20 protein-coding genes are annotated in these 22,830 nt (G+C 66.5%); 6 read left to right on the top strand and 14 right to left on the bottom strand.

Annotated features, from left to right (window positions below; translation table 11 throughout):
- The first annotated feature begins 12 nt into the window (after positions 1–12).
- A complete protein-coding gene (locus tag I2456_RS08970) occupies positions 13–789 on the top strand; it encodes a PIG-L deacetylase family protein (RefSeq protein ID WP_085074514.1) in 777 nt (258 codons plus the stop codon).
- A gap of 11 nt (positions 790–800) precedes the next feature.
- Here I2456_RS08970 and mutM read toward each other — a convergent pair whose 3' ends face one another.
- The 5 genes from mutM to I2456_RS08945 form a co-directional block, all read right to left on the bottom strand.
- Complete coding sequence (gene mutM, locus I2456_RS08965; RefSeq protein ID WP_068024944.1) at positions 801–1,688, bottom strand: DNA-formamidopyrimidine glycosylase; 888 nt, start codon at positions 1,686–1,688, stop codon at positions 801–803.
- Positions 1,689–2,402, bottom strand: coding sequence for a ribonuclease III (gene rnc / locus I2456_RS08960; RefSeq protein WP_068024940.1), 714 nt, complete (start codon positions 2,400–2,402; stop codon positions 1,689–1,691).
- Complete coding sequence (locus tag I2456_RS08955) at positions 2,399–2,992, bottom strand: YceD family protein (protein ID WP_085074447.1); 594 nt, start codon at positions 2,990–2,992, stop codon at positions 2,399–2,401. Before I2456_RS08955 ends, rnc begins: the two co-directional genes overlap by 4 nt.
- A gap of 83 nt (positions 2,993–3,075) precedes the next feature.
- On the bottom strand, positions 3,076–3,813 hold the full coding sequence (gene sepIVA, locus I2456_RS08950; RefSeq protein ID WP_068025718.1) for a cell division protein SepIVA: 738 nt from the start codon (positions 3,811–3,813) through the stop codon (positions 3,076–3,078).
- Between the two features lie 183 nt (positions 3,814–3,996).
- Positions 3,997–5,160 (bottom strand): AAA family ATPase, encoded by a 1,164-nt coding sequence (locus I2456_RS08945; RefSeq protein WP_085074446.1) that lies wholly within the window; start codon positions 5,158–5,160, stop codon positions 3,997–3,999.
- Positions 5,161–5,282: 122 nt separating this feature from the next.
- Here I2456_RS08945 and I2456_RS08940 point away from each other — a divergent pair, with 122 nt between their 5' ends.
- The 3 genes from I2456_RS08940 to I2456_RS08930 all read left to right on the top strand — a co-directional run bounded on the left by I2456_RS08940 (position 5,283) and on the right by I2456_RS08930 (position 9,185).
- Positions 5,283–6,455, top strand: coding sequence for a permease (locus tag I2456_RS08940; RefSeq protein ID WP_241007966.1), 1,173 nt, complete (start codon positions 5,283–5,285; stop codon positions 6,453–6,455).
- Positions 6,456–6,539: 84 nt separating this feature from the next.
- Positions 6,540–7,868 carry an HNH endonuclease signature motif containing protein gene (locus tag I2456_RS08935; RefSeq protein ID WP_163703815.1) on the top strand — a complete coding sequence of 443 codons (1,329 nt, stop codon included), beginning with the start codon at positions 6,540–6,542 and terminating at the stop codon, positions 7,866–7,868.
- Between the two features lie 219 nt (positions 7,869–8,087).
- Positions 8,088–9,185, top strand: coding sequence for an IS110 family RNA-guided transposase (locus tag I2456_RS08930; protein WP_085072901.1), 1,098 nt, complete (start codon positions 8,088–8,090; stop codon positions 9,183–9,185).
- 178 nt (positions 9,186–9,363) lie between these two features.
- Here the strand turns inward: I2456_RS08930 and coaD are convergent, their stop codons facing one another.
- From coaD to I2456_RS08900, 6 genes are all read right to left on the bottom strand, one after another.
- Complete coding sequence (coaD, locus tag I2456_RS08925; protein ID WP_068024926.1) at positions 9,364–9,846, bottom strand: pantetheine-phosphate adenylyltransferase; 483 nt, start codon at positions 9,844–9,846, stop codon at positions 9,364–9,366.
- A gap of 24 nt (positions 9,847–9,870) precedes the next feature.
- A complete protein-coding gene (gene rsmD / locus I2456_RS08920; RefSeq protein ID WP_085073489.1) occupies positions 9,871–10,428 on the bottom strand; it encodes a 16S rRNA (guanine(966)-N(2))-methyltransferase RsmD in 558 nt (185 codons plus the stop codon).
- Positions 10,425–13,808 (bottom strand): pyruvate carboxylase, encoded by a 3,384-nt coding sequence (locus tag I2456_RS08915; protein WP_085073400.1) that lies wholly within the window; start codon positions 13,806–13,808, stop codon positions 10,425–10,427. Before I2456_RS08915 ends, rsmD begins: the two co-directional genes overlap by 4 nt.
- 13 nt (positions 13,809–13,821) lie before the next feature.
- Positions 13,822–14,454: a vitamin K epoxide reductase family protein gene (locus I2456_RS08910; RefSeq protein WP_139823079.1), complete on the bottom strand. Its 633-nt coding sequence runs from the start codon at positions 14,452–14,454 to the stop codon at positions 13,822–13,824.
- 5 nt (positions 14,455–14,459) lie between these two features.
- A complete protein-coding gene (locus I2456_RS08905; protein WP_068024920.1) occupies positions 14,460–15,224 on the bottom strand; it encodes a DsbA family protein in 765 nt (254 codons plus the stop codon).
- 84 nt (positions 15,225–15,308) lie between these two features.
- Positions 15,309–16,427 (bottom strand): alpha/beta hydrolase, encoded by a 1,119-nt coding sequence (locus I2456_RS08900; RefSeq protein ID WP_085073401.1) that lies wholly within the window; start codon positions 16,425–16,427, stop codon positions 15,309–15,311.
- Here I2456_RS08900 and I2456_RS08895 point away from each other — a divergent pair.
- A complete protein-coding gene (locus I2456_RS08895) occupies positions 16,426–17,247 on the top strand; it encodes an aldo/keto reductase (RefSeq protein WP_085073402.1) in 822 nt (273 codons plus the stop codon). The two genes, I2456_RS08900 and I2456_RS08895, sit on opposite strands and share 2 nt — an antisense overlap.
- A 21-nt stretch (positions 17,248–17,268) precedes the next feature.
- Positions 17,269–18,114: an aldo/keto reductase gene (locus I2456_RS08890; RefSeq protein WP_116672334.1), complete on the top strand. Its 846-nt coding sequence runs from the start codon at positions 17,269–17,271 to the stop codon at positions 18,112–18,114.
- Here the strand turns inward: I2456_RS08890 and I2456_RS08885 are convergent, their stop codons facing one another.
- The 3 genes from I2456_RS08885 to I2456_RS08875 are packed head-to-tail and all read right to left on the bottom strand — an operon-like array spanning position 18,115 to position 22,714.
- Complete coding sequence (locus I2456_RS08885; RefSeq protein ID WP_085073403.1) at positions 18,115–18,828, bottom strand: HNH endonuclease family protein; 714 nt, start codon at positions 18,826–18,828, stop codon at positions 18,115–18,117.
- On the bottom strand, positions 18,825–21,035 hold the full coding sequence (gene recG, locus I2456_RS08880; RefSeq protein ID WP_085073404.1) for an ATP-dependent DNA helicase RecG: 2,211 nt from the start codon (positions 21,033–21,035) through the stop codon (positions 18,825–18,827). The genes I2456_RS08885 and recG overlap by 4 nt, the downstream gene beginning before the upstream one ends.
- 2 nt (positions 21,036–21,037) lie before the next feature.
- A complete protein-coding gene (locus I2456_RS08875) occupies positions 21,038–22,714 on the bottom strand; it encodes a DAK2 domain-containing protein (RefSeq protein ID WP_085073405.1) in 1,677 nt (558 codons plus the stop codon).
- Positions 22,715–22,830: the final 116 nt, after the last annotated feature.

Genomic DNA, 22,830 nt, shown 5'->3' with positions numbered 1-22,830 from the left:
ATACTGTCCTCCATGGCCACCGTCGTCGCCTTCCACGCCCATCCGGACGACGAGGCGATCCTCACCGGCGGCACCATCGCCCGGGCGGCGGCAAAGGGTCACCGCGTGGTCATTGTGACCGCGACCGACGGCCGGGTGCACAACGAGGACGAAGATTGCAGGTTGGCCGAATTGCGTTCCAGCGCAGACATTCTCGGAGCACAGCGAGTCGAGTGCCTGGGTTATGCCGATAGCGGGTTCGGGCCGGAGTTCCATCCAGACCCACCCGGACGAGTGCGGTTCGGGCGAGCAGATGTCGACGAGGCGGCGCAGCGGCTTGCGGCGATACTGCGCGAGGAAGGCGCCGACCTGCTCCTGAGCTACCAGGCCAACGGCGGCTACGGTCATCGCGATCATGTGCAGGTGCACCAGGTCGGCAAGCGGGCCGCCGAACTGGCCGCGACCCCGCGCGTACTCGAGGCGACCATGCCGCGCGAATTGCTATGTCCGATCAGCGATCTCGCGCATCTGCTGCGGCTGCCGGCACCCTATGACCGCGACATCGTCGGCAGCGCTTACGCGCCCCGGAAAAGCATCACCCACCGCATCGAGGTATTCCGGTTCGCGCGTCAGAAGCGCGACGCCTTCGCCGCGCACCGCTCGCAGATCGGCAACTCTGGTGTGGGCGCGCGCCTTTTCACCGTGCTGCTGCGGCTACCTCCGCAGGTGTTCGGCTTGCTGTTTCCGCGCGAGTGGTTCGTCGATCCGGCGTTGCCCGCGGGGACGGTGCGCCGCGACATCTTCGAGTGATCTCAAAGCCGTCAGCGCACCTTCGCTGCGCGCGACCGGGGCGCAGGCTGACACTTCGGGCAAAAGCAGGACGAGCGGTTCATGAATTTCTCGCGCCGCATCACCGCCCCGCAGCGCCGGCAGTTCTGGCCTTCACGGCCGTAGGCGTCCAGTGATCGGTCGAAGTAGCCGGATTCGCCATTGACGTTGACGTACAGCGAGTCGAACGACGTCCCGCCCTTGGCCAAGGCTTCGCGCATCACCTCGGCGGCGGCGTCGAGCACGGCCGTGAGTTGCCGGCGGGTCAGCGTGGAGGCAATGCGCGCACCGTTCACCTTGGCCCGCCACAGCGCTTCGTCGGCATAGATGTTGCCGATGCCCGACACCACCTGCTGATCAAGAAGCTGTCGTTTGATCTCAGAATGCTTGCGGCGCAACACATTCACCACCGCATCGGCATCGAATCGGGGATCCAGTGGATCCCGGGCCAGGTGCGCGACCGGGGCCGGCACCACGCTGCCGTCGACGGTCACCAGGTCGGCGAGCAGCCAACCCCCGAAGGTCCGCTGGTCGGCGAAGCTCAGCACGGTCCCGTCGTCGAGCAATGCGGAAATCCGGACATGGTCGGCACGCGGGACGACGCCGAGCAACATCTGCCCGCTCATGCCCAGGTGCACCACCAGCGCGGTATCGGGCGCCGCGGACTCGTCGTCGATATCGAGGTTCAACCACAGATACTTGCCGCGCCGATCGGTTCCGTGGATCCGCGCGCCCAGTAATCGGGCCGTCAGATCGGCGGGACCGGCTTCGTGTCGGCGCACGGCACGCGGGTGGTGCACTCGGACTGCCGTGATCGTCTTGCCCACCACGTGGGCCTGCAAGCCGCGGCGGACCACCTCGACTTCAGGTAGTTCGGGCATCTAGACGGAGGTTTTTCCCGGTACGGCGCTGTCGAGCTGGTTCCAGGCGGCGGCCGCGGCCTTCTGCTCGGCTTCCTTTTTGGAGCGGCCGACACCAGTGCCATATTCGGTTTCCATCACGACCACAACGGCGGTGAACTCCTTGTCGTGGTCGGGGCCGGTGGAGCTGACCAGGTATGAGGGCGCACCCAAACCGCGGGCGGCGGTGAGCTCCTGCAAGCTGGTCTTCCAGTCCAGCCCCGCGCCGAGAGTGGGCGCGGCGTCCAGCAGCGGTCCGAACAACCGCAGGATGGCCTCCCGGGCGACCTCGATGCCGTGTTGCAAGTAGATCGCGCCGAGCAGCGATTCCATGCCGTCGGCCAGAATGCTGGACTTGTCGGCCCCGCCGGTGTTGACCTCGCCGCGGCCGAGCAGCATGTGCGCGCCGAGGCCGTCTTCGGTCAGGTTGCGCGCGACTTCGGCCAGCGCCTGGGTGTTGACGACGCTGGCGCGCAGCTTGGCCAGGTCACCTTCGGAGCGGTCGGGATGACGGTGGTAGAGCTCGTCGGTGATGGTCAGCCCCAGCACGGCGTCGCCCAGGAACTCCAGCCGTTCGTTGGTGGGCAGGCCGCCGTTTTCGTAGGCGTAGCTGCGGTGGGTCAGCGCCAGGCAGAGAAGTTCGTCGGATAGGTCGACGCCGAGTGCGTCCAGGAGTGCTTGCCGTGACGGGCTCACCGTTCCCCCCGCTGCGCACTGTCGGGGTCGTCCGGTTGCAGCATCTGGGCGAGCTTGGCCCACCTGGGGTCAATCTGTTCGTGGTGGTGGTCGGGTTCGGTGGCCAGCGCGACACCGCACTGTGGGCACAGGCCCGGACAGTCCGGCTGACATACCGGCGAAAACGGCAGTTCCAGGCCGACGGCGTCGATGATCGGCTGTTCGAGGCTGATCGTCTCGCCGACGACGTGGCCCACCTCGTCTTCCTCCGTGGTGGCCTCGGTGGTGCTGTTCGGGTAGGCGAACAGTTCGGTCAGATACACCTGCACTCGCCCCTGGGTCTCGGCCAGGCACCGCGAGCATTCGCCGGAGGTGGGGGCGGTGACCGTCCCGGAAACCAGCACGCCCTCGGACACCGATTCCACCCGGAGATCGAGGTCGAGCGGAGCGCCGCGTTCGATCGCGATGAGGTCCAGCCCGATGCGCAACGGGCTGTCCACGGTTTCCCGGATGGCGAACATGGCCCCTGGGCGCCGGCCCAGGCGGGCGATGTCGACCGTCATGGGGGAGTGGGGATGCCGCTGCGTCGTTTGGCTGTGTTGCTTGGCCATAGTGGAAATCCTACGGCGCGTAGCATCCAGATCGAGGGTTCCCGCGTTCCCGGGCGGCGCTGGCCCCCGGTGAAGTGGGATTGTTACCGCGTCGCGTAGTCGTGGGTGCCGGCGGCGGTGCGCAGTTGGTGGCGCCCCCGACCGACCGAGCGAAGCGTTCCGTTGAGGAATTCCTCGAACTCGGCGAGTTTGTTGTCGACGTAGATGTCGCATTCGCCGCGCAACCGGTCGGCTTCGGCGTGTGCGGTGTCGATGAGGCGGGTGGCTTCGGAGTTCGCCGCCATGACCACCTCGTTCTGGGAGACCAGGCGCTGCTGCTCCTTGATGCCCTCTTGCACGGCCTTCTCGTAGGAGATGTTGCCGTTTTCGATCAGCCGGTCGCACTCGGATTTGGCCCGGCTGATGCTGGCCTCGTACTCCCGCTTGGCCGAGGCGGCGATGCGGATGGCCTCCTCGCGGGCCTCGCCGACCATGCGCTCGCTGTGCTGACGCGCCTCGCTGACCATCCGATCGGCCTGAGCCTTGGCGTCCGACAAGAGACGGTCGGCCTCGGCCCGGGCGTGGTTGAGCATCGACTCGGACTCAGTGGTCGCCGAGGACACCATGGAGTCGGCGTGCGTCTTGGCGTCGTGCAGCATCGAGTCGCGGGCGTCCAGCACGTCCTGGGCGTCGTCGAGTTCACCCGGGATCGCATCCTTGATGTCGTCGATCAGCTCGAGCACGTCGCCGCGTGGCACCACGCAGCCTGCGGTCATCGGCACGCCACGGGCTTCTTCGACGATCGCGCTCAGTTCGTCTAGCGCTTCAAAGACTCGGTACACGGCCATACCCTCCTGGCGTCTTGCCCACTGTTGTTATCAGTGTGCCTGGTGTTACGTGTGTGACGGCGGTGGCAACGCCGGTGTGTCGGGCATTGACTCAAAGGGAGTTGGCGCAACCCGGCCTACCGGCCGTTGTTGCTGAAGCCTACGCGTTCGGCTGCTGGTCGACATTTCTCTGGCTCGTCAGCGTTTGCCCCAATCCCACCGGGGTGTGGTCAGCAGGTCCTGGCCGCTGACGCGCGTCTCGCCGAAGTCCTTGTACAGCTCTATCTCCACCGCGTCGTCGCCCGCACCGAGGAAGTCGAGCAGCGCACGCGAATGCGTCACCACCACGATCTGGGTCTGGGTCGCCGCTACCCGGATGAGTGAGGCCAACGGTCCGACCAAGCTGGGATGCAGCGAGGTTTCCGGTTCATTGAGCACCATCAGCGACGGTGCCTGAGGGCTGAGCAGGGCGGCGGCCCAGAGCAGGAACCGTAGGGTGCCGTCGGACAGTTCGGCCGCCCGCAGCGGGCGCAGCATGCCGCGCTGCTGCAATTGCAGATCAAAGAGCCCATCGTTGACGTCGACAGCCAGGGTGGCACCGTCGAATGCCTCGGCGACGATGCGGCTCAGGTCGTCGAAGCCCGCCTCGATGATCGTTTGAATCGCGGCGGCCAGGTCATGACCGTCATCGGAGAGCACCGGCGTGCGGGTGCCCACTTGCCGCTGGCGCGCGGGCGCCGCAGCGTCGACACGAAAGCCGTCGTAGAAGCGCCAGCCGCGCAACCGCTCGCGCACGGCCGCCAATTCAGGCAACGCTTGCGGATGGGCGTATTCGGTGAGCACGCTGCGATAAGACGGCAGCGACCGGCACAGTTCGTCGAATCCGCGTCCTGTTTCGGCACTGACTTCGGCGAAGTCCCGGGTCCGGCGTACCAGCGTGGTGGCGTTGCGCAGCACCGGGCCGGCGAACAACACTTCTCGCTTGATCTCGGGATCGAGCTGGAAAGCCGATGCGATGCCCGCCATCTGGGGCATCCCGAGATCCACCAGGTAGCCGAAATCGTCTGCGGCGAAACCCAATTCGAGCGACACCACCCGGGTACGCCGGGTGCCTTCGGCTTTCCCGGTGCGCCGCGCACCGCTCAGTTGTTCCGGTCCGGCCCATAGCGCGGACTGCAGCCCGCCCTCGCGGGCCAGCGAGCCGATCACTTCACCACGGCCGCAATCGGCCAGCAGTCGCAGCGCGCGATACAGCGACGATTTGCCCGCTCCGTTGGCTCCGGTGACGATGGACAACCGACCCAGCGGCAATACCACCTCACGCAGTGACCGGTATCCCCGAATCGCCACCGTCTGCAGCATGGGGCCGACTGTAGCGGCCGGGTCCGACATCCGTTGCAGGATACCCTCAGGGGGTATAAGATCACCGGGTGGCGGAGAAGGTGCTCAGGGCGCTCGGGCATGCATTGGCGTTGACGGGCTCGATGACGTGGGAAATCCTGTGGGCTCTCATTGTGGGCTTCGCGCTGTCTGCGGTGGTGCAGGCCGTGGTTCGCCGCTCGACGATCGTGAGCCTGATGGGCGATGACCGTCCTCGCACCCTGGCGGTCGCCGCCGGCTTGGGAGCGGCCTCGTCGTCGTGTTCCTATGCCGCAGTTGCGTTGGCCCGCGCGCTGTTTCGCAAGGGCGCGAACTTCACCGCCGCCATGGCGTTCGAAATCGGTTCGACCAACCTGGTAGTCGAGTTGGGCATCATCTTGGCGCTGTTGATGGGTTGGCAGTTCACGGCGGCGGAGTTCGTGGGCGGACCGCTGATGATCATCGTGCTGGCCCTCCTGTTCCGGCTGTTCGTACGCACCCGGCTGATCGATGCCGCGCGCGTCCAGGCGGATCGGGGCATCGCGGGATCCATGGAAGGCCACGCCGCGATGGATATGTCGATCCAGACTCAGGGGTCATTCTGGCGGCGGCTTATCTCGCCGGCCGGGTTGACCTCGGTCTCACATGTATTCGTGATGGAGTGGCTGGCCATCCTCCGCGATCTGATCCTCGGGCTGTTCATCGCCGGGGCGATAGCGGCGTGGGTGCCCGAATCCTTCTGGCAGGACTTCTTTCTGACGAACCACCCGGCCGTGTCGGCACTGTGGGGTCCGATCGTCGGGCCGATCGTGGCGATCGTGTCCTTCGTGTGCTCGATCGGCAACGTGCCACTTGCCGCGGTGCTGTGGAATGGCGGCATCAGTTTTGGCGGTGTGATCGCGTTCATCTTCGCCGACCTACTGATCCTTCCGATCCTCAACATCTATCGGAAGTACTACGGCACCCGAATGATGCTCACCCTGTTGGGCACGTTCTATCTGTCGATGGTGGCCGCGGGCTATCTGGTCGAATTGCTTTTCGGTGCAGCCGATCTCATTCCCAGTCAGCGCAACGCCATGGTGATGGAATCGGGCATTTCATGGAACTACACCACCTGGCTCAACATCGTATTTCTGGTTGTGGCAGCGGTTTTGGTGGCGCGATTCTTCGCGACCGGCGGCATGCCGATGCTGCGGATGATGGGTGGTTCTCCGGACGCCGATCACGACCACGGGGGCCACGAGTGCCATGGCGACCAAGGCGGTCACGCACCCGAGCATGGGCATCACGGGCACTAGAGGTGTCGAATCGGGTTGCGACGCTGGTCTTTTGCCTGTGGATAACTTCGGACGATTGTCACCGTGTTGACGTAGAATTCGAACATGAGTTCGAGTACGCGGGAGGAGATCGCCGCCGCCTATGAGGCGTTGCGGGACGCGGTATCGGGCGTGCTCGACTTGTCATTCGATGTGCTGACTACCCCAGAACGGTTGGCGTTCCTGGTCAAGCTCGAAGATGAGGTGCGCCGGTTGCCGGCGGCGCGGCATCAGTTGATCAATCAGCTCGCCGAGCAGGCCAGCGAGGCAGAACTGGGCGGCCGATTGCCCAAGGCGTTGGCGGCGCGGCTACGTATTACCCCCGGGGAAGCCAGCAGACGCGTGGCCGAGGCCGCAGAACTGGGCGAGCGGCGCGCCTTGACCGGTGAACCGTTGGCGCCACAACTGACCGCCACGGCGCAGGAGCAGCGCGCCGGCCGAATCGGGGACGGACACGTGCGGGTCATCCGGGACTTCGTCAAGCACCTGCCCGCCCACGTGGACGTGGAGACCCAAGAGAAAGCCGAAGCCCACCTGGCGAAGTTGGCCGGCCAGTATCGGCCAGACCAGTTGGCCAAACTCGCCGAACGCCTGATGGACTGCCTACATCCCGACGGCGATTACACCGACGACGACCGCGCCCGCCGCCGCGGAGTCATGTTGGGGAAGCAAGACGTCGACGGCATGTCACGGCTGACCGGCTACCTGACCCCCGAAGCCCGCGCCACCCTAGAAGCGGTACTGGCGAAACTGGCCGCACCGGGCATGTGCAACCCCGACGACGACACCCCGTGTGTCGGGGGGACGCCGTCGGAAGACGCGGTCCGCCACGATCTGCGCTCGACAGCCCAACGCAACCACGACGGGATGCTGGCGGCGTGCCGGGCGCTGCTGTGCAGCGGTGAGCTCGGCCAGCACAACGGCCTACCCGCCTCCATCATCGTCACCACCACCCTGAAAGACCTCGAAGCCGCCGCCGGCACAGGCTTGACCGGCGGGGGCACCCTGCTGCCCATGTCCGACGTCATCCGGATGTCCCGCCACGCCCACCACTACCTGGCCATCTTCGACCGCGGCAACGCCCTGGCGCTGTATCACACCAAACGCCTAGCCTCCCCCGCCCAGCGCATCGTGCTGTACGCCAAAGACCGCGGCTGCACCGCACCCGGCTGCGACGTCACCGGCTACTACTGCGAAGTCCACCACGTCATCCCCTACGCCCAGACCCGCACCACCGACATCAACCAACTCACCCTGGCCTGCGGCGGCCACCACCCCCTCGCCGAACGGGGCTACACCACCCGCACCACCACCCAAGGCGACACCGAATGGATCCCCCCACCACACCTGGACCACGGCCAACCCCGCACCAACACCTACCACCAACTTGTCTAATGCGTGCAGGGAATCAGGTCTGCAGCCATGATTCCTAGGTGATGACCGGTCAAGGCTCGACCTTCCACTGTCGCCTGCTGGCTGACTCCGGGGTGGCTTGCCGGCCGGTCACCACCGCCTCAGGCAAGGAGTGGCTGAAGAGAGGCCTGCGTAGCCGAAAGTTGGTGTGCCCTCCTTGCTTCCAAATTGAGTTCATGAAGAAGGGTTGGTGCTCTTTCGGTGACGACAAATACTCACCTCCGCCGGGTAGTGATTGCCGTTGATCCTCACAAGGGGTCATGGACCGCTGCCGCTGTCGATGCCGCTTTGGTTCCTTTGGCCACCATTCGCGTCCCAGTTAGCCGCGATGGTTACCGGACGCTGCGGCGTTTTGCTCGTCGATGGCCCCACGCAGACTGGGCTATCGAAGGAGCCCCTGGTCTCGGGGCGCCGCTGACCACGCGGCTGCACGCAGAGGGCATCGAGGTCCTTGACGTGCCAGCCAAGCTCGCTGCACGGGTCCGGCTGCTGTCGAGCGGCCACGGCCGCAAAAATGACAATGCCGACGCACTATCAGTGGGTATCGCGGCGCTCACATCGCACGCGCTCAACAGCGCCCAGAACACCGCGGAGACCACGGCACTGCGTGCGATCGTCGAGCATCGCGATGACCTGGTCAAGGTTCGCACTCAGACCATCAACCGACTCCACGTCGTACTGACAAAGCTGGTTCTCGCCGGCGCCGGGCGCAACCTGACCGCAGACCAGGCTGCTGGACTCCTGCGCGCTGCTCGACCTCGCCACCCCGCCTCGAAAGCGTTGCGTAACCTGGCGCTCGATCTGATCAGCGAGGTGCGTCAGCTCGATCGCCGGATCACCAAAGCCACCAATGACATTGATGGCGCAGTCACCGCCACCGGCACCAACCTGACTCAACTAGCAGGCATCGGAGCCCTCACCGCAGGCAAAATCCTCGCGCGGGTTGGAGACATTACCCGTTTCCGCTCGGCGGCCGCCTTCGCCAGCTACACCGGCACCGCTCCCATCGAAGCCTCCTCCGGCGATGTGGTCCGCCACCGGCTATCCCGGGCAGGCGACCGCCAGCTCAACTACTGCCTGCACGTCATGGCGTTGACCCAGATCCGGCGCCCATCCCCAGGCAAGACCTACTACCTGCGCAAACGTTCGGAAGGAAAAAGCCGCAAAGAAGCCATGCGCTGCCTCAAACGGCGCCTATCTGACGTTGTCTACCGCCAATTACAGCGCGAAGCTCCCAGATTCAGGGCTGACCCGGCGGGACACATGGGGGCGGCTCAGAAGTCCCGCGCGGCCGGCTAAAACCCCAACACCGACGCTTCGGACTAAGTCACTCAACCGGGCCAGCTAACAACCACCATATAACCGAACCACCACACCATTGACACAGAGAGGCGCCACCCCGAGAACGTGCTCGCGCAGGAGGATCCGTAGCTACGCCAAAAGTGTTGTGGCGCAAGACAACAAGGCAGAGACGGCGCTAGAACTCCTGGCGTAACCGCTCTTGCATCCGCCGGTTCACCGGTTCGGGTAGCAGCTCGGAGACGTCGCCGCCCAGCATCGCGACCTCCTTCGCCAGTGAGGAAGACACGAAGGAGTATCGCGGCGCGGTTGCTACGAAGAACGTGTCGACTCCGGCGACATGTTTGTTCATCTGCGCCATCTGCACCTCGTACTCGAAATCGGTGCCGGTGCGCAGGCCTTTGACGATCGCGTTCATGCCGCAGGCCCGGACGAAGTCGACCACCAAACCTTCACCGGCCTCCACCGACACGTTGTCCAGGTGTGTCGTCGACTCGTTGATCATGGCGATCCGTTCGTCGATGTCGAACATGCCTCGCTTCGCGGGGTTCACCAGAATGGCGACCACCACTTCGTCGAATTGCGCCGCGGCGCGTTCGAATACGTCGATGTGGCCCAACGTCACCGGATCGAATGACCCCGGGCATACCGCGCCGCTCATGGTGCATGACGCTAGCAGGGGGCTTTAGGAGTCGTATTCGGCCAACTCCAAACGGGTGTCGCCGTACACCCGGTGCGGCCACTGCGCCCACCCCGCCGGCCAGGTCAGCGGCGGGCTCCCGACCCCGCGCTCCACGACGACGACGGTCCCCTCCCGCACCCAGCCGTTCGTTTGCAGCGCAACCACCAATGCCTCGACGTCGGCGGTCTCGACCGCATAGGGCGGATCTGCCAACACCAAATCGACCGGTGCCGAAGTTCCCGCCGCCAACACGGCGGCCACCGTCGCCCGCCGCAACGATGCACCGGCCAGCCCCAGAGCTTCGATATTGCGGGTAATGACCGCCGCCGTGCGCTGATCGGACTCCACGAACAACACCGAGGCGGCTCCCCGGGAAAGCGCTTCGAGTCCCAGGGCACCCGAACCGGCGTACAGGTCCAACACCGCCAGACCGGTCAGCTCCCGCCGCGCAGTCAGGATGTTGAACAGTGACTCCCGCACCCGGTCGGTGGTTGGCCGGGTTCCGCGCGGCGGCACGACGAGGCGCCGGCCCCCGGCGACGCCGCCGACGATGCGGGTCAGCTCACCACCACCAACAAATCGCCGCCCTCCACCTGGGCGGTGCTCGACACCGCAACCCGCTCGACGGTGCCGTCGCTGGGCACGGTGATGGGCGCTTCCATCTTCATCGCCTCGATGGTCGCGATCGTCTGGCCGGCGGTGACCTTGTCGCCCTCGGCCACTCCGACCGTGACCACCCCAGCGAAGGGTGCCGCGATGTGACCGGGATTGCCGCGGTCGGCTTTCTCCGCCGCCGGCACCTCGCTGGCAATGCTGCGGTCGCGCACCAGCACCGGCCGCAGCTGGCCGTTGATGATGCACATCACCGTCCGCATGCCGCGCTCGTCGGGCTCGGAGATGGCCTCCAAGCCGATCAACAATTCCACTCCCGGCTCGAGCTGCACCCGGTGCTCTTCGCCCTGCCGCAGACCGTAAAGGAACTGGTTGGCCGACAACAGCGATGTGTCGCCGTAGGTTTCACGATGGTCTTCGAATTCCTTTGTAGGACCGGGGAACAACAGCCGGTTCAGCGCCGCCTGGCGCTTGGGCCCAGACGAGGCCAGCGCCGCTTCGTCATCCTGCGTCAGATCCTGCACCGGTTTGGCCGGTCCGCGCCCCTGCAGCGCCTTGGTGCGCAGTGGCTCGGGCCAGCCGCCGGCCGGTTCGCCCAGCTCTCCCTGCAGAAAGCCCACCACCGACTCGGGTATGTCGAATCGGGCTGGGTCAGCAGCGAATTCGTCCGCGGTTATCCCGGACCCGACCAACGCCAGCGCCAGGTCCCCGACCACCTTCGATGACGGGGTGACTTTGATCAGCCGGCCCAGCACCCGGTCGGCGCCGGCATAAGCCTCTTCGACCTCTTCGAACCGGTCCCCCAGTCCCAGCGCGATCGCCTGCTGACGCAGATTGGACAACTGACCACCGGGGATCTCGTGGTGATAGACCCGCCCGGTGGGCCCGGGCAACCCGGATTCGAAGGGCGCGTAGACCTTTCGCAGCGCTTCCCAATACGGCTCGAGCGCGCACACCGCCGACAGCGACAGCCCGCTGTCGTAATCGGTGCGCGCGGCGGCCGCAACGATCGAGCTGAGTGCGGGCTGGCTCGTCGTACCGGCCAGCGGCGCGGCGGCACCGTCAACCGCATCCGCACCGGCCTGCCACGCCGCCACATAGCTGGCCAGTTGGCCACCGGGAGTGTCGTGCGTGTGCACATGGATGGGCACGTCGAACCGGCTGCGCAGCGCGGTGATCAAGGTGTGGGCGGCGGGCGCCCGCAGCAGTCCCGCCATGTCTTTGATGGCCAACACATGCGCACCGGCCTGCACGATCCGCTCGGCCAGCTTCAGGTAGTAGTCGAGCGTATAGAGCCGCTCACCGGGATCGGACAGGTCACCGGTGTAGCACATCGCGACTTCGGCAACGGCAGAACCTGTTTCACGCACCGCGTCGATCGCCGGGCGCATCGAGTCCAGGTTGTTCAGCGCGTCGAAGATGCGGAAGATGTCGATTCCGGTGGCCGTTGCCTCCTCGACGAAGGCTGACGTCACCGACTCCGGATACGGCGTGTATCCGACGGTGTTGCGGCCCCGTAGCAACATCTGCAGGCAGATGTTGGGCATCGCCTCGCGCAGCGCCGCCAGCCGCTCCCACGGATCTTCCTTCAGAAACCGCAGCGCCACATCGTATGTGGCCCCACCCCAGCACTCCACCGACAACAGTTGCGGCATCATTCGGGCGACATAGGGGGCCACCATGATCAGGCCGCTGGTGCGCACCCTGGTGGCAAGCAGTGACTGGTGGGCGTCGCGAAACGTCGTGTCCGTGACACCGACCGCCGGCGAGCCGCGGAGCCAGCGGGCGAAACCGTCGGGTCCCAGCTCGGTCAACCGCTGTTTGGAGCCTGCCGGGGGCGCCGCCTCCAAATCGATGTCGGGCAGCTTGTCCTGCGGGTACACCGTCGACGGGCGGCTGCCGTGCGGCTTGTTGACGGTGACGTCGGCCAGGTAGTTGAGGATCTTGGTGCCGCGGTCGGCCGAGGTTCGCGCGGTCAGCAGCTGCGGTCGCTCGTCGATGAAAGACGTGGTGACGCGGCCGGCTTGGAAGTCGTGATCGTCCAGAACCGCTTGCAGGAACGGGATGTTGGTCGACACCCCGCGAATCCGGAATTCGGCCATCGCTCGGCGGGCCCGGTTCACCGCCGTAGTGAAGTCCCGGCCGCGACAGGTCAGTTTGACCAGCATCGAGTCGAAGTGTGCGCTGATCTCCGCGCCCAGAATGGTGTTGCCGTCCAACCGGATACCCGCGCCGCCAGGGGTGCGCAGCGCGCTGATCCGGCCGGTGTCGGGCCGGAAGCCGTTGGCCGGGTCCTCGGTGGTGATGCGGCACTGCAGCGCCGCGCCGTGCGGCTGGATGGCGCCTTGGGTCAGTCCCAGGTCGTCGAGGGTCTCCCCCGCGGCGATGCGCAACTGGCTGGAAACCAGGTCGACGTCGGTGATCTCCTCGGTCACGGTGTGCTCCACCTGAATCCGCGGATTCATCTCGATGAAGACGTACTGTCCGTCCGGGTTCAGCAGGAACTCAACGGTTCCCGCGCAGCTGTATCCGATATGTCGGGCGAAGGCGACCGCATCGGCGCAGATCTTCATGCGCATCTCGGGCGGCAGGTTCGGCGCGGGCGCCAGTTCGATGACCTTCTGATGGCGCCGCTGCACGCTGCAGTCACGCTCGAAGAGGTGGATGACGTTGCCGGTGTTGTCGGCCAGGATCTGCACCTCGATGTGGCGGGGCCGCAGCACCGCCTCTTCCAGATACACGGTGGGATCCCCGAACGCCGACTCCGCCTCCCGGCTGGCGGATTCGATGGCGTCGGACAGTTCGCCGATGTCGGTGACCCGGCGCATGCCCCGCCCACCGCCCCCCGCAACCGCCTTGACGAACAACGGAAACCGCAGACCTGCTGCCGCAGAGACCAGTTCGTCGACCGATTCCGAGGGCTCGGATGACTGCAACACGGGCAGGCCGGCTTCGCGCGCCGCAGCAATCGCCCGGGACTTGTGCCCGGTCAGCTCGAGGACTTCGGCGCGGGGACCGACGAAGGAGATGCCCGCCGCCGCGCACGCCGCAGCCAACTCGGGATTCTCCGACAGGAAGCCATAACCCGGATAGACGGCGTCGGCGCCGGCGCGGCGGGCCGTTTCGACGATTTCCTCGACCGACAGATAGGCGCGCACCGGATGTCCGACCTCGCCGATCTGGTACGACTCGTCGGCCTTGGTCCGGTGCAGGGAATTGCGGTCCTCGTAGGAGTAAACGGCGACAGTCCCGACACCCAACTCGTAGGCGGCGCGGAATGCCCGGATCGCGATCTCCCCGCGATTGGCGACCAGCACTTTGGAGATCACGCCGCGGCCCCTCTCAGATGAGTGTCGACCAATAGTTCCAGAAGCGGACCATGACCAGCAGGAAGACCGCGGTGAACCACAACGTGACGATGGACCACCGCCACTGGTAGAGCACCCGCAGTCCGGCGTTACGCTCGAGCGTCGGGCGAAACGCAACCGTCGCCGCCACCACCAGCAGCGGGATGGTGACGGCCCACACCACCATGCAGTACGGGCACAACGCGCCGATGCGGTACAGGCTCTGGAAGATCAGCCAGTGCACAAAGGCTGCACCGATCAACGTGCCGACCGTCAGTCCGATCCAATACCATTGCGGCAACGGCACTTTGGTCACCGCGAGCAGCCCTGTCACCACCACCACGGTGAAGGCCGCGATACCGAGCAACGGATTGGGGAACCCCAGCACCGAGGCCTGCGGTGTCACCATCACCGACCCGCACGACACGATCGGGTTGATGTTGCACGACGGTACGTAAGACGAATTGAGCAGCAGCTCAATCTTTTCCACCGTCAGCGTCGCCGAGGCGACCAGGCCGGCAATGCCGGCGACCAGCACCCACCAGGCGCTGGGCGCGGGTACCCGCCACCGTGTGTCGTCAGCGGGTTCCACATCGCCGGTCTGCTCGGCAGGTTCGGCGGACACCACGGTGGTCAGGAGTTCGCGCCGGCGGCAACCGAGTCGATGCCCGGCACGTTGCCGACGATCTCTTTGATCTTGCCCACCAACGCGTCCGGCGTCGACCACTCGTACTCGGTGCCGTTGATCTTGACGGTCGGGGTCGCGTGGATGTTCGCGGCCGCCGCCAGGCCGGTGACCTTGGACAGGTACTTCCCGCTGTTGATGCAGTCCGGCACCTTGCCGCCGGCGCCGGATTCGCGGGCGATCTCGATCAACCGGGCATTGTCCGGGAAGGTCTTGGCCGTCTCGGCCGGCTGAATGTCCTTGCTGTACAACGCTTCGTGGAAGCGGCGGAACGCATCCATGTTCTCGTCGGCGACGCAGTAAGCCGCGGCGGCCGCGCGCGACGAATAGTTCTGGGTCCGCGGGCTGTCGAGGATGGTCACCATGGTGTAGTCGGCGGCGATGGCGCCGATGTCGATGAGTTTGGCGACCGTCGACCCGAAGCCGCGCTCGAAGTTGCCGCAGGCCGGGCACAGGAAGTCTTCGTAGAAGGACACCACGGCCTTGGGGTTGGTCGTTCCCGGGTCGGTCACCAACTTGCTCGACGTCACCCGCACCGAATCACCGGGGCCGGTGCCGCCGCCCTTTTTGTGCTGTGAGTTGACGGCGTAGAACACCACGGCGACCAGGAACAGCACGACGATCGCGGTGCCGCCGATCTGCAGCAGCCGGCCGGACTTGCCGTCGCCGGACTTCAGGTCGAATCGCGGGGGGCTTTTCTTCTTGTCGGCCACAGGTTCGCTGGTCCTCCCGTAGGTGGTGTCCGGGCCGCAGTCCGCGGCGGCGCCTCTAGAGTACCGGCGACCTCCGCACCCAGCTCATACCCGGCTCAGGTGCGCCCGCAGCGCCGAGATCAGCTCGTTGGTCGCGGCAGCGCTGCCACCCCCGAGGGGGAACAGGTTGACGAAGCCATGGGTCAGGGAACCGAAGTAGCGGAAGTCGACCGGGGTGCCGGCTTCGCGCAGCGCCTTGGCGTACTCCTCCCCTTCGTCGCGCAACGGGTCGAAGCCACCGACCGCGATCAACGCCGGCGCCAAGCCGGACAACGACTCGGCCAGCGCGGGCGAGACCCGCGGATCGTCGCGGTCGACGCCCGAGTTGCGCAGGTATTGCGACTCGAACCAGTCGATGTCCCGCTTGGTCAGCAAGAATCCGCGCGCGAACAGGCTCAGTGACCGGGTGCGGGCGGTGAAGTCGGTGCGGGGGTAGATCAGCCACTGCAGGACGGGGGTGGGTCCGCCCTTGTCCCGGGCCAGCTGGCTGACGACCGCCGCCAGGTTGCCACCCGCGCTGTCCCCGCCGACGGCCACCTGGCCGGGAATCGCGCCCAGTTCTGCGGCGTGGGCGTGGGCCCACTCGAAGGCCGCGAAGCTGTCGTCGACGGCGGCCGGCGCGGGATGCTCCGGGCCCAGCCGGTAGCCCACCGACAGCACGTGGACACCGGCGTCGCGGCAGGTCAACCGGCACAGCCGGTCGTGGGTGTCCAGGTCGCCGATCGTCCAGCCGCCACCGTGGTAGAAGACCAGCAGGGGCGCAGGTTCGCCGTCGACCGGAACGTAGTGCCGGGCCGGGATGTCGCCGGCCGGTCCCGGTATCGACAGGTCGCGCACCGTGACGTGGATCTGCGGGCCGGGCATTTCCATGCTCGTTTGGCGCATCTGGGCCCGGGAGGCCGGCGGATCGTCGTCGACGGCCAGTCCGTCGATCCCCACCGCGCGCAGCGCCGCCAGCATCAGTTGCAGCGTCGGATCCAGCGTGTTCCCGTCGATGATGACCGAGCGACCGCCCGTCAAGGCACGCTTGGCCGGGTTGGGAATCCACGGGATGACCTTGACGCCAACGTTGGTGATCCGGTTCTGCAGCCGACTCGTCCACCGGATAGCGGTGGCCTTTGCTCCCGGCTGCACATCGTGCGCACCTGGCAGACTTTTGGTCATGGCTGCTGCTCCCTCGATCACCCTCAACGATGGGCACTCGATTCCCGCCGTCGGATTTGGAGTCTTCCAGATCCCACCGCAGGACACCGAGGAGGCGGTGAGTGCTGCGCTGCACGCCGGTTATCGGCACGTCGACACCGCGGCGGTTTACCGTAACGAACGCGAAACCGGGCGCGCGGTCGCCGAGTCGGGCATCCCGCGCGAGGAACTGTACGTGGTGACCAAACTGTGGAACACCGACCAGGGCTACGACAGCACGCTGCGGGCGTTCGACGCCAGCATGCAGCGACTGGGCCTGGACTATCTCGACCTGTACCTCATTCACTGGCCCCAGCCCCGCTTGAACAAGTTCGTCGACACCTTCAAAGCGTTCGCCCACCTGCGTGACCAAGGCCGCATCGGGTCGATCGGTGTCAGCAATTTCGAGCCTGAGCACCTCACCGTCCTGATCGACGCCACCGGCATCGTTCCGGCCGTCAACCAGATCGAACTGCATCCCCGGCTGGCCCAGACCGAGCTGCGGGAGGTGCACGCTCTACGGGGCATCGCGACCGAAGCTTGGTCACCGCTGGGCCAAGGATCGCTGCTGGAACACCCGACAATCACCGCGGTCGCCGAAGGCTGTGGGCGGACACCCGCTCAGGTGTTGATTAGGTGGCATATTCAACTCGGTAATATCGTGATTCCCAAGTCGGTGAACCCCAAGCGGATTGCGAGCAACTTCGACGTGTTCGACTTCGAACTCAGCGCCGCAGATATGGCGTCGATTTCGTCGCTCGATGACGGAACCCGGCTTGGCCCAGATCCGAGAACCTTCTAATTCACAGGTAGGTGATTGACGTTGACTGGCGAGTCGGGCGCCACCGTCCCCTCGGTAACCCTGAACGACGAGAACACGATGCCGGTGCTCGGCCTGGGCGTCGCGGAGTTGTCTGAGGACGAGACCGAACGCGCGGTTTCGGCGGCGTTGGAGATGGGCTGCCGCCTCATCGACACCGCCTCGGCATACGGCAACGAGGCCGCCGTGGGCCGGGCGATCGCGGCGTCGGGCATCCCACGCGCCGAACTGTTCGTCACTACCAAGCTGGCCACGGCCGACCAGGGCTTCAACGGTGCGCAGGAAGCCTGCAGCGCCAGCTTGGAGCGTCTCGGCCTGGACTATGTGGACCTCTACCTGATCCACTGGCCGGCGCCCTCGGTGGGTAAGTACGTCGACTCGTTCGGCGGCATGATTCAGTCCCGCGGGAACGGACACGCGCGCTCGATCGGCGTCTCCAACTTCACCGAGGAGTACCTGTCGATCGTCATCGACCTCACCTTCGTCACCCCGGCGGTCAACCAGATCGAGTTGCACCCGCTGCTCAACCAGGCCGACCTGCGCAAGGTGAACGCGGAACACAACGTGGTGACGCAGTCCTACACCCCGCTGGTGCTGGGCAAGCTGATGGACAACCCGACGGTGACCTCGGTGGCCGGCGAGTACGGCAAGACCCCCGCGCAGGTGTTGCTGCGGTGGAACCTGCAGCTGGGTAACTCGGTCATCTTCCGCTCGGCGAACCCCGAGCGCATCGCCAGCAACTTCGACGTGTTCGACTTCGAACTGGCCGCCGAACACATGGATGCCATCAACGCGCTCGACGACGGCAGCCGGCTGCGTCCGGACCCGGCGACCTACACCGGCGCTTAACTACCTCGTCGGGCAGGTATCGGCGGCCTGACGCAACACCACCGTGGACGCCTGGTCCACCGGTAGCGAGTAACCGCGCAACACCGCAAGGAACTGCATCGCGTACTGGCACGCGAATGCGGTGTTGGGCGGCATCCACTGGGCCGGCGGCGCGTCGCCCTTGTCCTGATTGGCGCGGCCCTGCACGGCCAGCAAGTTGGCCGGGTCGTTGGCGAAGCGCAACCGCACGGGATCCGGCCAGCCATAGGCACCCATGTCCCAGGCGTAGGCCAGCGGGACGATGTGGTCGATCTGCACCGCCTCACCCACCTTGGCGCCGCGCTGGAAGGCGATAACCGTGTTGGTGTACGGGTCGTGCAAGGTGCCGGTGGCCACGGCGTTCGGGCACCGCTTGGTCACGACGAATGTCTTGTCGACGAGGTCGCGGTTGAGGATGTCGTCCCGGGTGTCGCAGCCGTTGTGGCCGCCCGGCGCGTCGTTGTCGTCGTCCCAGGCGTCACCGAACGCCGCCCGCCGGTAGTCGTAGCGGTGCAGCCGCTGGGGCAGCACCGCAATACCCGCGAGCACGTCGGCGCCCGGTTGCACGGTTGGCACGTCGGCGCGTGCGGCGAACTCCTCGGCGCGCTTGGCCGCGGTGGAGCCCAACGTCTGGTACGCGACCACGATGGCCACCACGGCGACGACCGCCAGCCACAGCAGGGTCCGGCGAGTCAAGACTTGTCCAGGTATTCGATGCGGTCGCTGTCGGTGAACCGCGCGGCCAGCAACGCCAGTCCGGGATGCGGGCCGGGCTCTTCGTACGCGCGGGTGCAGAACTCCCGGGCGGCTTCGATGTATTGCAGGTGATCGGCCAGGGACAGCAGTCGCAACGTGATGGCCCGGCCGGACTGGTTGCGGCCCAACACATCTCCCTCCCGGCGTTCCCGCAGATCCAGATCCGCCAGGGCGAAACCGTCCATGGTTTTCGCCACCGCCCGCAACCGGCGCCCGGCCGACGATTCCTCGGAGGCCCACGTCGCCAGCAGACACAGACTGGCATGCTCGCCGCGACCGATGCGGCCGCGCAGCTGATGGAGCTGGCTGATGCCGAACCGATCGGCGTCCATCACCAACATGACCGTGGCGTTGGGAACGTCGACACCCACCTCGATCACGGTGGTGCACACCAGGACATCGACGTCGCCGGCGCGAAACGCCGCCATCGCGGCGTCCTTGTCGTCGGCCGACAGCCGTCCGTGCATGAGACCCAGCCGCAGGTCGGCGAGCTCGTTGGAGCGCAGCCGGGCATACAGGCCCTCGGCGGTCGCCGACGGGCGGGCGTCTTGGGTATCGGCGTCGTCGGATTCGTCGATGCGGGGCGCCACCACGTAGGCCTGCCGACCGGCCGACACCTCCTCGATGAGGCGTTGCCAGGCCCGGGTCAGCCAGTTGGGTTTGTCATTGACGAAGATAACGTTGGTGGTGATCGGCTGGCGTCCGCGGGGCAGTTCACGCAGCGTCGACGTTTCCAGGTCACCGTAGACGGTCAGCGCGACGGTCCGCGGAATCGGTGTCGCCGTCATCACCAGCAGGTGTGGAGTGACGCCCGCACGAGCTTTGGCGCGCAACCGATCTCGCTGCTCCACCCCGAACCGGTGCTGCTCGTCGACCACCACCAGGCCCAGATTGTCGAAGTCCACCGCGTCCTGCAGCAGTGCGTGCGTCCCGATGACGATGCCCACCTGGCCACCGGCGATCTCGCCGCGTACCTGCTTCTTCTGCGCCGCGGTCATGGACCCGGTGAGCAGCGCCACCCGGGTGGCGTTGTCCGCCCCCCCGAGCTGACCACCCATCGCCAACGGACCCAGCACATTGTTGATCGACCGAAGGTGCTGGGCGGCAAGCACTTCGGTGGGGGCAAGCAGTGCGCACTGATAACCCGCGTCGACCAGCTGCAGCATCGCCAGCACCGCGACGATCGTCTTGCCCGAACCCACTTCACCCTGCAGCAGGCGATTCATCGGCCGGGTGGCAGCCAGGTCCGCGGCGATCACGTCGAGCACTTCGCGCTGCCCGGCGGTCAACTGAAAAGGCAGGCGCAACAACAACTGCGCGGCCAACCCGTCCGCCCGCGGCGGTGCCGGCGGGCCCGATTCGGACAACTCGCCGTGTCGCCGGGTCACCAGCGCCCATTGCAGTCCGACGGCCTCGTCGAAGGTCAGGCGCTCCCGGGCGCGATTTCGTTCGGCCTCATCCTCAGAGACATGGATCGCGCGAAGCGCTTGGTCTTCGGGCATCAGCCCGAGCTCATCGCGCAGCTCGGCGGGCAACGGGTCGTCGACGGGATCGAGGACCGCGAGCACCTGACGCACGCAGGCGAAGATGTCCCAGCTCTGCATCTTGGTGCTGGCCGGATAGATGGCGAAGAACCGGCGTTCGAGCGAGGAAGCCAGTTCCTCACCGCTGACCGAGGATGTGTTGGCGATGGTTTTCAGCGACTTGGTGCCGCGGTTCTTGCCATCCGGCGAGTCGAGGATGAGAAACGCCGGATGGGTCAGCTGCATGTCCCCTTTGAAGTAGCCGACTTCGCCGGACAGCATCACCTTGGTGTCTTTGGTGAGGCCCTTGCTCAGATACTTCGCGTTGAAGAACGTGGCGGTGACCTTGTTGCGCCCGCCGCCCACGGTGATGCGCAGGTATTTCTTCGACGGGTCCTTGCGCATCGGCTTGGTCACCGCTTCGTTGATGACGTCGACGATGGTGATGTGCTGACCCTCCTCGGGCCGCTCCCCGTCGGCGCCGAGCCGGGCCGCGCCCTCGGTGTAGCTGCGTGGATAGTGCCGCAGCAGGTCGTCCACGGTCCGAATGCCGAAGAGTTCACTTAGGTTGTCGGCAGCCTTGGCGCCGACGATGTAGTCGAGCCGATCATGCAGCGACACCACGGCTACTCGACCCCGATCAACAGCACGTCGCCGCGGTGGCCGGTGTAATAGGCGACCAACTCGGTGCCGGGGTGATGGTCGTGGATGTGCCTCTCCAAGGTGCGGCCCAACGCGGCGGCTTCCTCTTGTCCGGTGTCGGCGCCCACCAGCACCGTCACCAGATCACCGCCCGAAGCCAGCAGCAGGTCGAGCAGGCCGATCGCGGCCGCGGCCACGTCTTGGGCCACGATCAGCACCTCGTCACCCGCGATGCCCAGCCCGTCACCGGGCTCACAGGATCCAGCCCAGGTCAAGGCGTGTTCGGTGGCGATGCGCACGGATCCGTGCCGGGCGGCGCCGGCGGCGCGCGCCATGGTGTAGCCGTCGTCGACGGCCGGGCTGGCCGGGTCGTGCACGGCCAGCGCCGCCAGCCCCTGCACCATGGAGCCGGTCGGCACGGGTACCACGTCAACGCCCCAGCCGATCGCCGCGGTGCAGCCCGCGACCAGTTCCTCGGCGGCCACATACCCATTGGGCAACACCATCACCTGTGCCGCGCCGGTATCGACGACAGCCCGTACCAACTGGTGCGCGCTGATCTCCGCGGCCGGCGCAGGCGCGTCCGGGCTGGGCCGCAGCACACTGGCGCCTTCGCCGGCGAACAATTCGGCGGCGCCGTCGCCGTCGACGACGGCCAGCACGGCGCGTTCCCGGGTCCAGCCACCGGCGGGCAGTCCGCTGCTGCCCGAACTCAGCGCCGAGATCACGATCCGGCTCGGCCGCCCGGCCGCAAGCCCGGCTTCGACCGCGGCGCCGGCGTCGTCGGTGTGGACATGCACCGAATAACTGTCTTCGGTGTCCGAGGCGGCGATCGCCACCGAATCACCGAGCTCGGCCAGCCGGTCCCGCAGCACGTCGGCCTTCGCGGCGTCGCAGCCGGCCAGCAGGTACATGACCTCGAATTGCGGGGCGGGACGGGCGATGGCGGCCTCCGCGGCCACCGGCCGAGGCGAGGGCGCATACACCGTGCGAGCGGGCGTGTGTCCGGTGATCGTCGAGCGCAGCGCGTCCAGCAAGACCAGCAGGCCGCGTCCGCCGGCGTCGACGGCACCGGCCTCGGCCAGGACGTCGAGTTGTTCGGGTGTCTTCTCCAGCGCGACGACCGCTGCATCTCCGGCCGCGGTGATCGCCTGGGCCAGTCCCTCGCCGGCGTCGGCGCACTGCTCGGCGGCGCCGGCGGCAGCTCGCAGCACCGACACGATGGTGCCCGGTATCTCCTTACCGCCCATGGAGGCGACGACCAACTCGACGCCGCGCCACAGGGCGGCGGCCAGCACGGCGGCGTCGATGGCCTTCAGCGTTCCTCCGGCGCGGGCGGCCGAGCTGGCGGTCGCGTCGGCGATGCCCCGCAGAATCTGGGACAGGATGACCCCGGAATTGCCGCGAGCTCCGTTCAGCGCGCCCGTCGACAGCGCTGCTGCCACCCGGGCGACGTCGTCGTTTCCGGCGCCCGACCTAGAGTCGGCTTCGGCCAGCGCCGAACGCATGGTGAACAGCATGTTGGCGCCGGTATCGGAGTCGGGCACGGGAAAGACATTGAGCCGGTTGATCTCGTCGATATGGGTGATCAGGTCGCTGACCACGGTGTGCGCCCAATCGCGCAACGCCGAGGCGTCCAGGGGACGATCGGATGTGTTCACCCGGACCCCACCTCCTCTGCGCCAGCCCCCAGTGAGCCTAGCCAGACCGGCCGACAGCACCGGTTATAACGCGTCTGGGAGCTGTTGATCGTTTTGGTGCTTGCGCTCGACAGTCG

This window comes from Mycobacterium kubicae (assembly GCF_015689175.1).
GTDB classification, from domain to species: domain Bacteria; phylum Actinomycetota; class Actinomycetes; order Mycobacteriales; family Mycobacteriaceae; genus Mycobacterium; species Mycobacterium kubicae.
The sequence above is the reverse complement of the archived record's forward strand: the minus strand, read 5'-3'. Positions and strand labels throughout refer to the sequence as shown.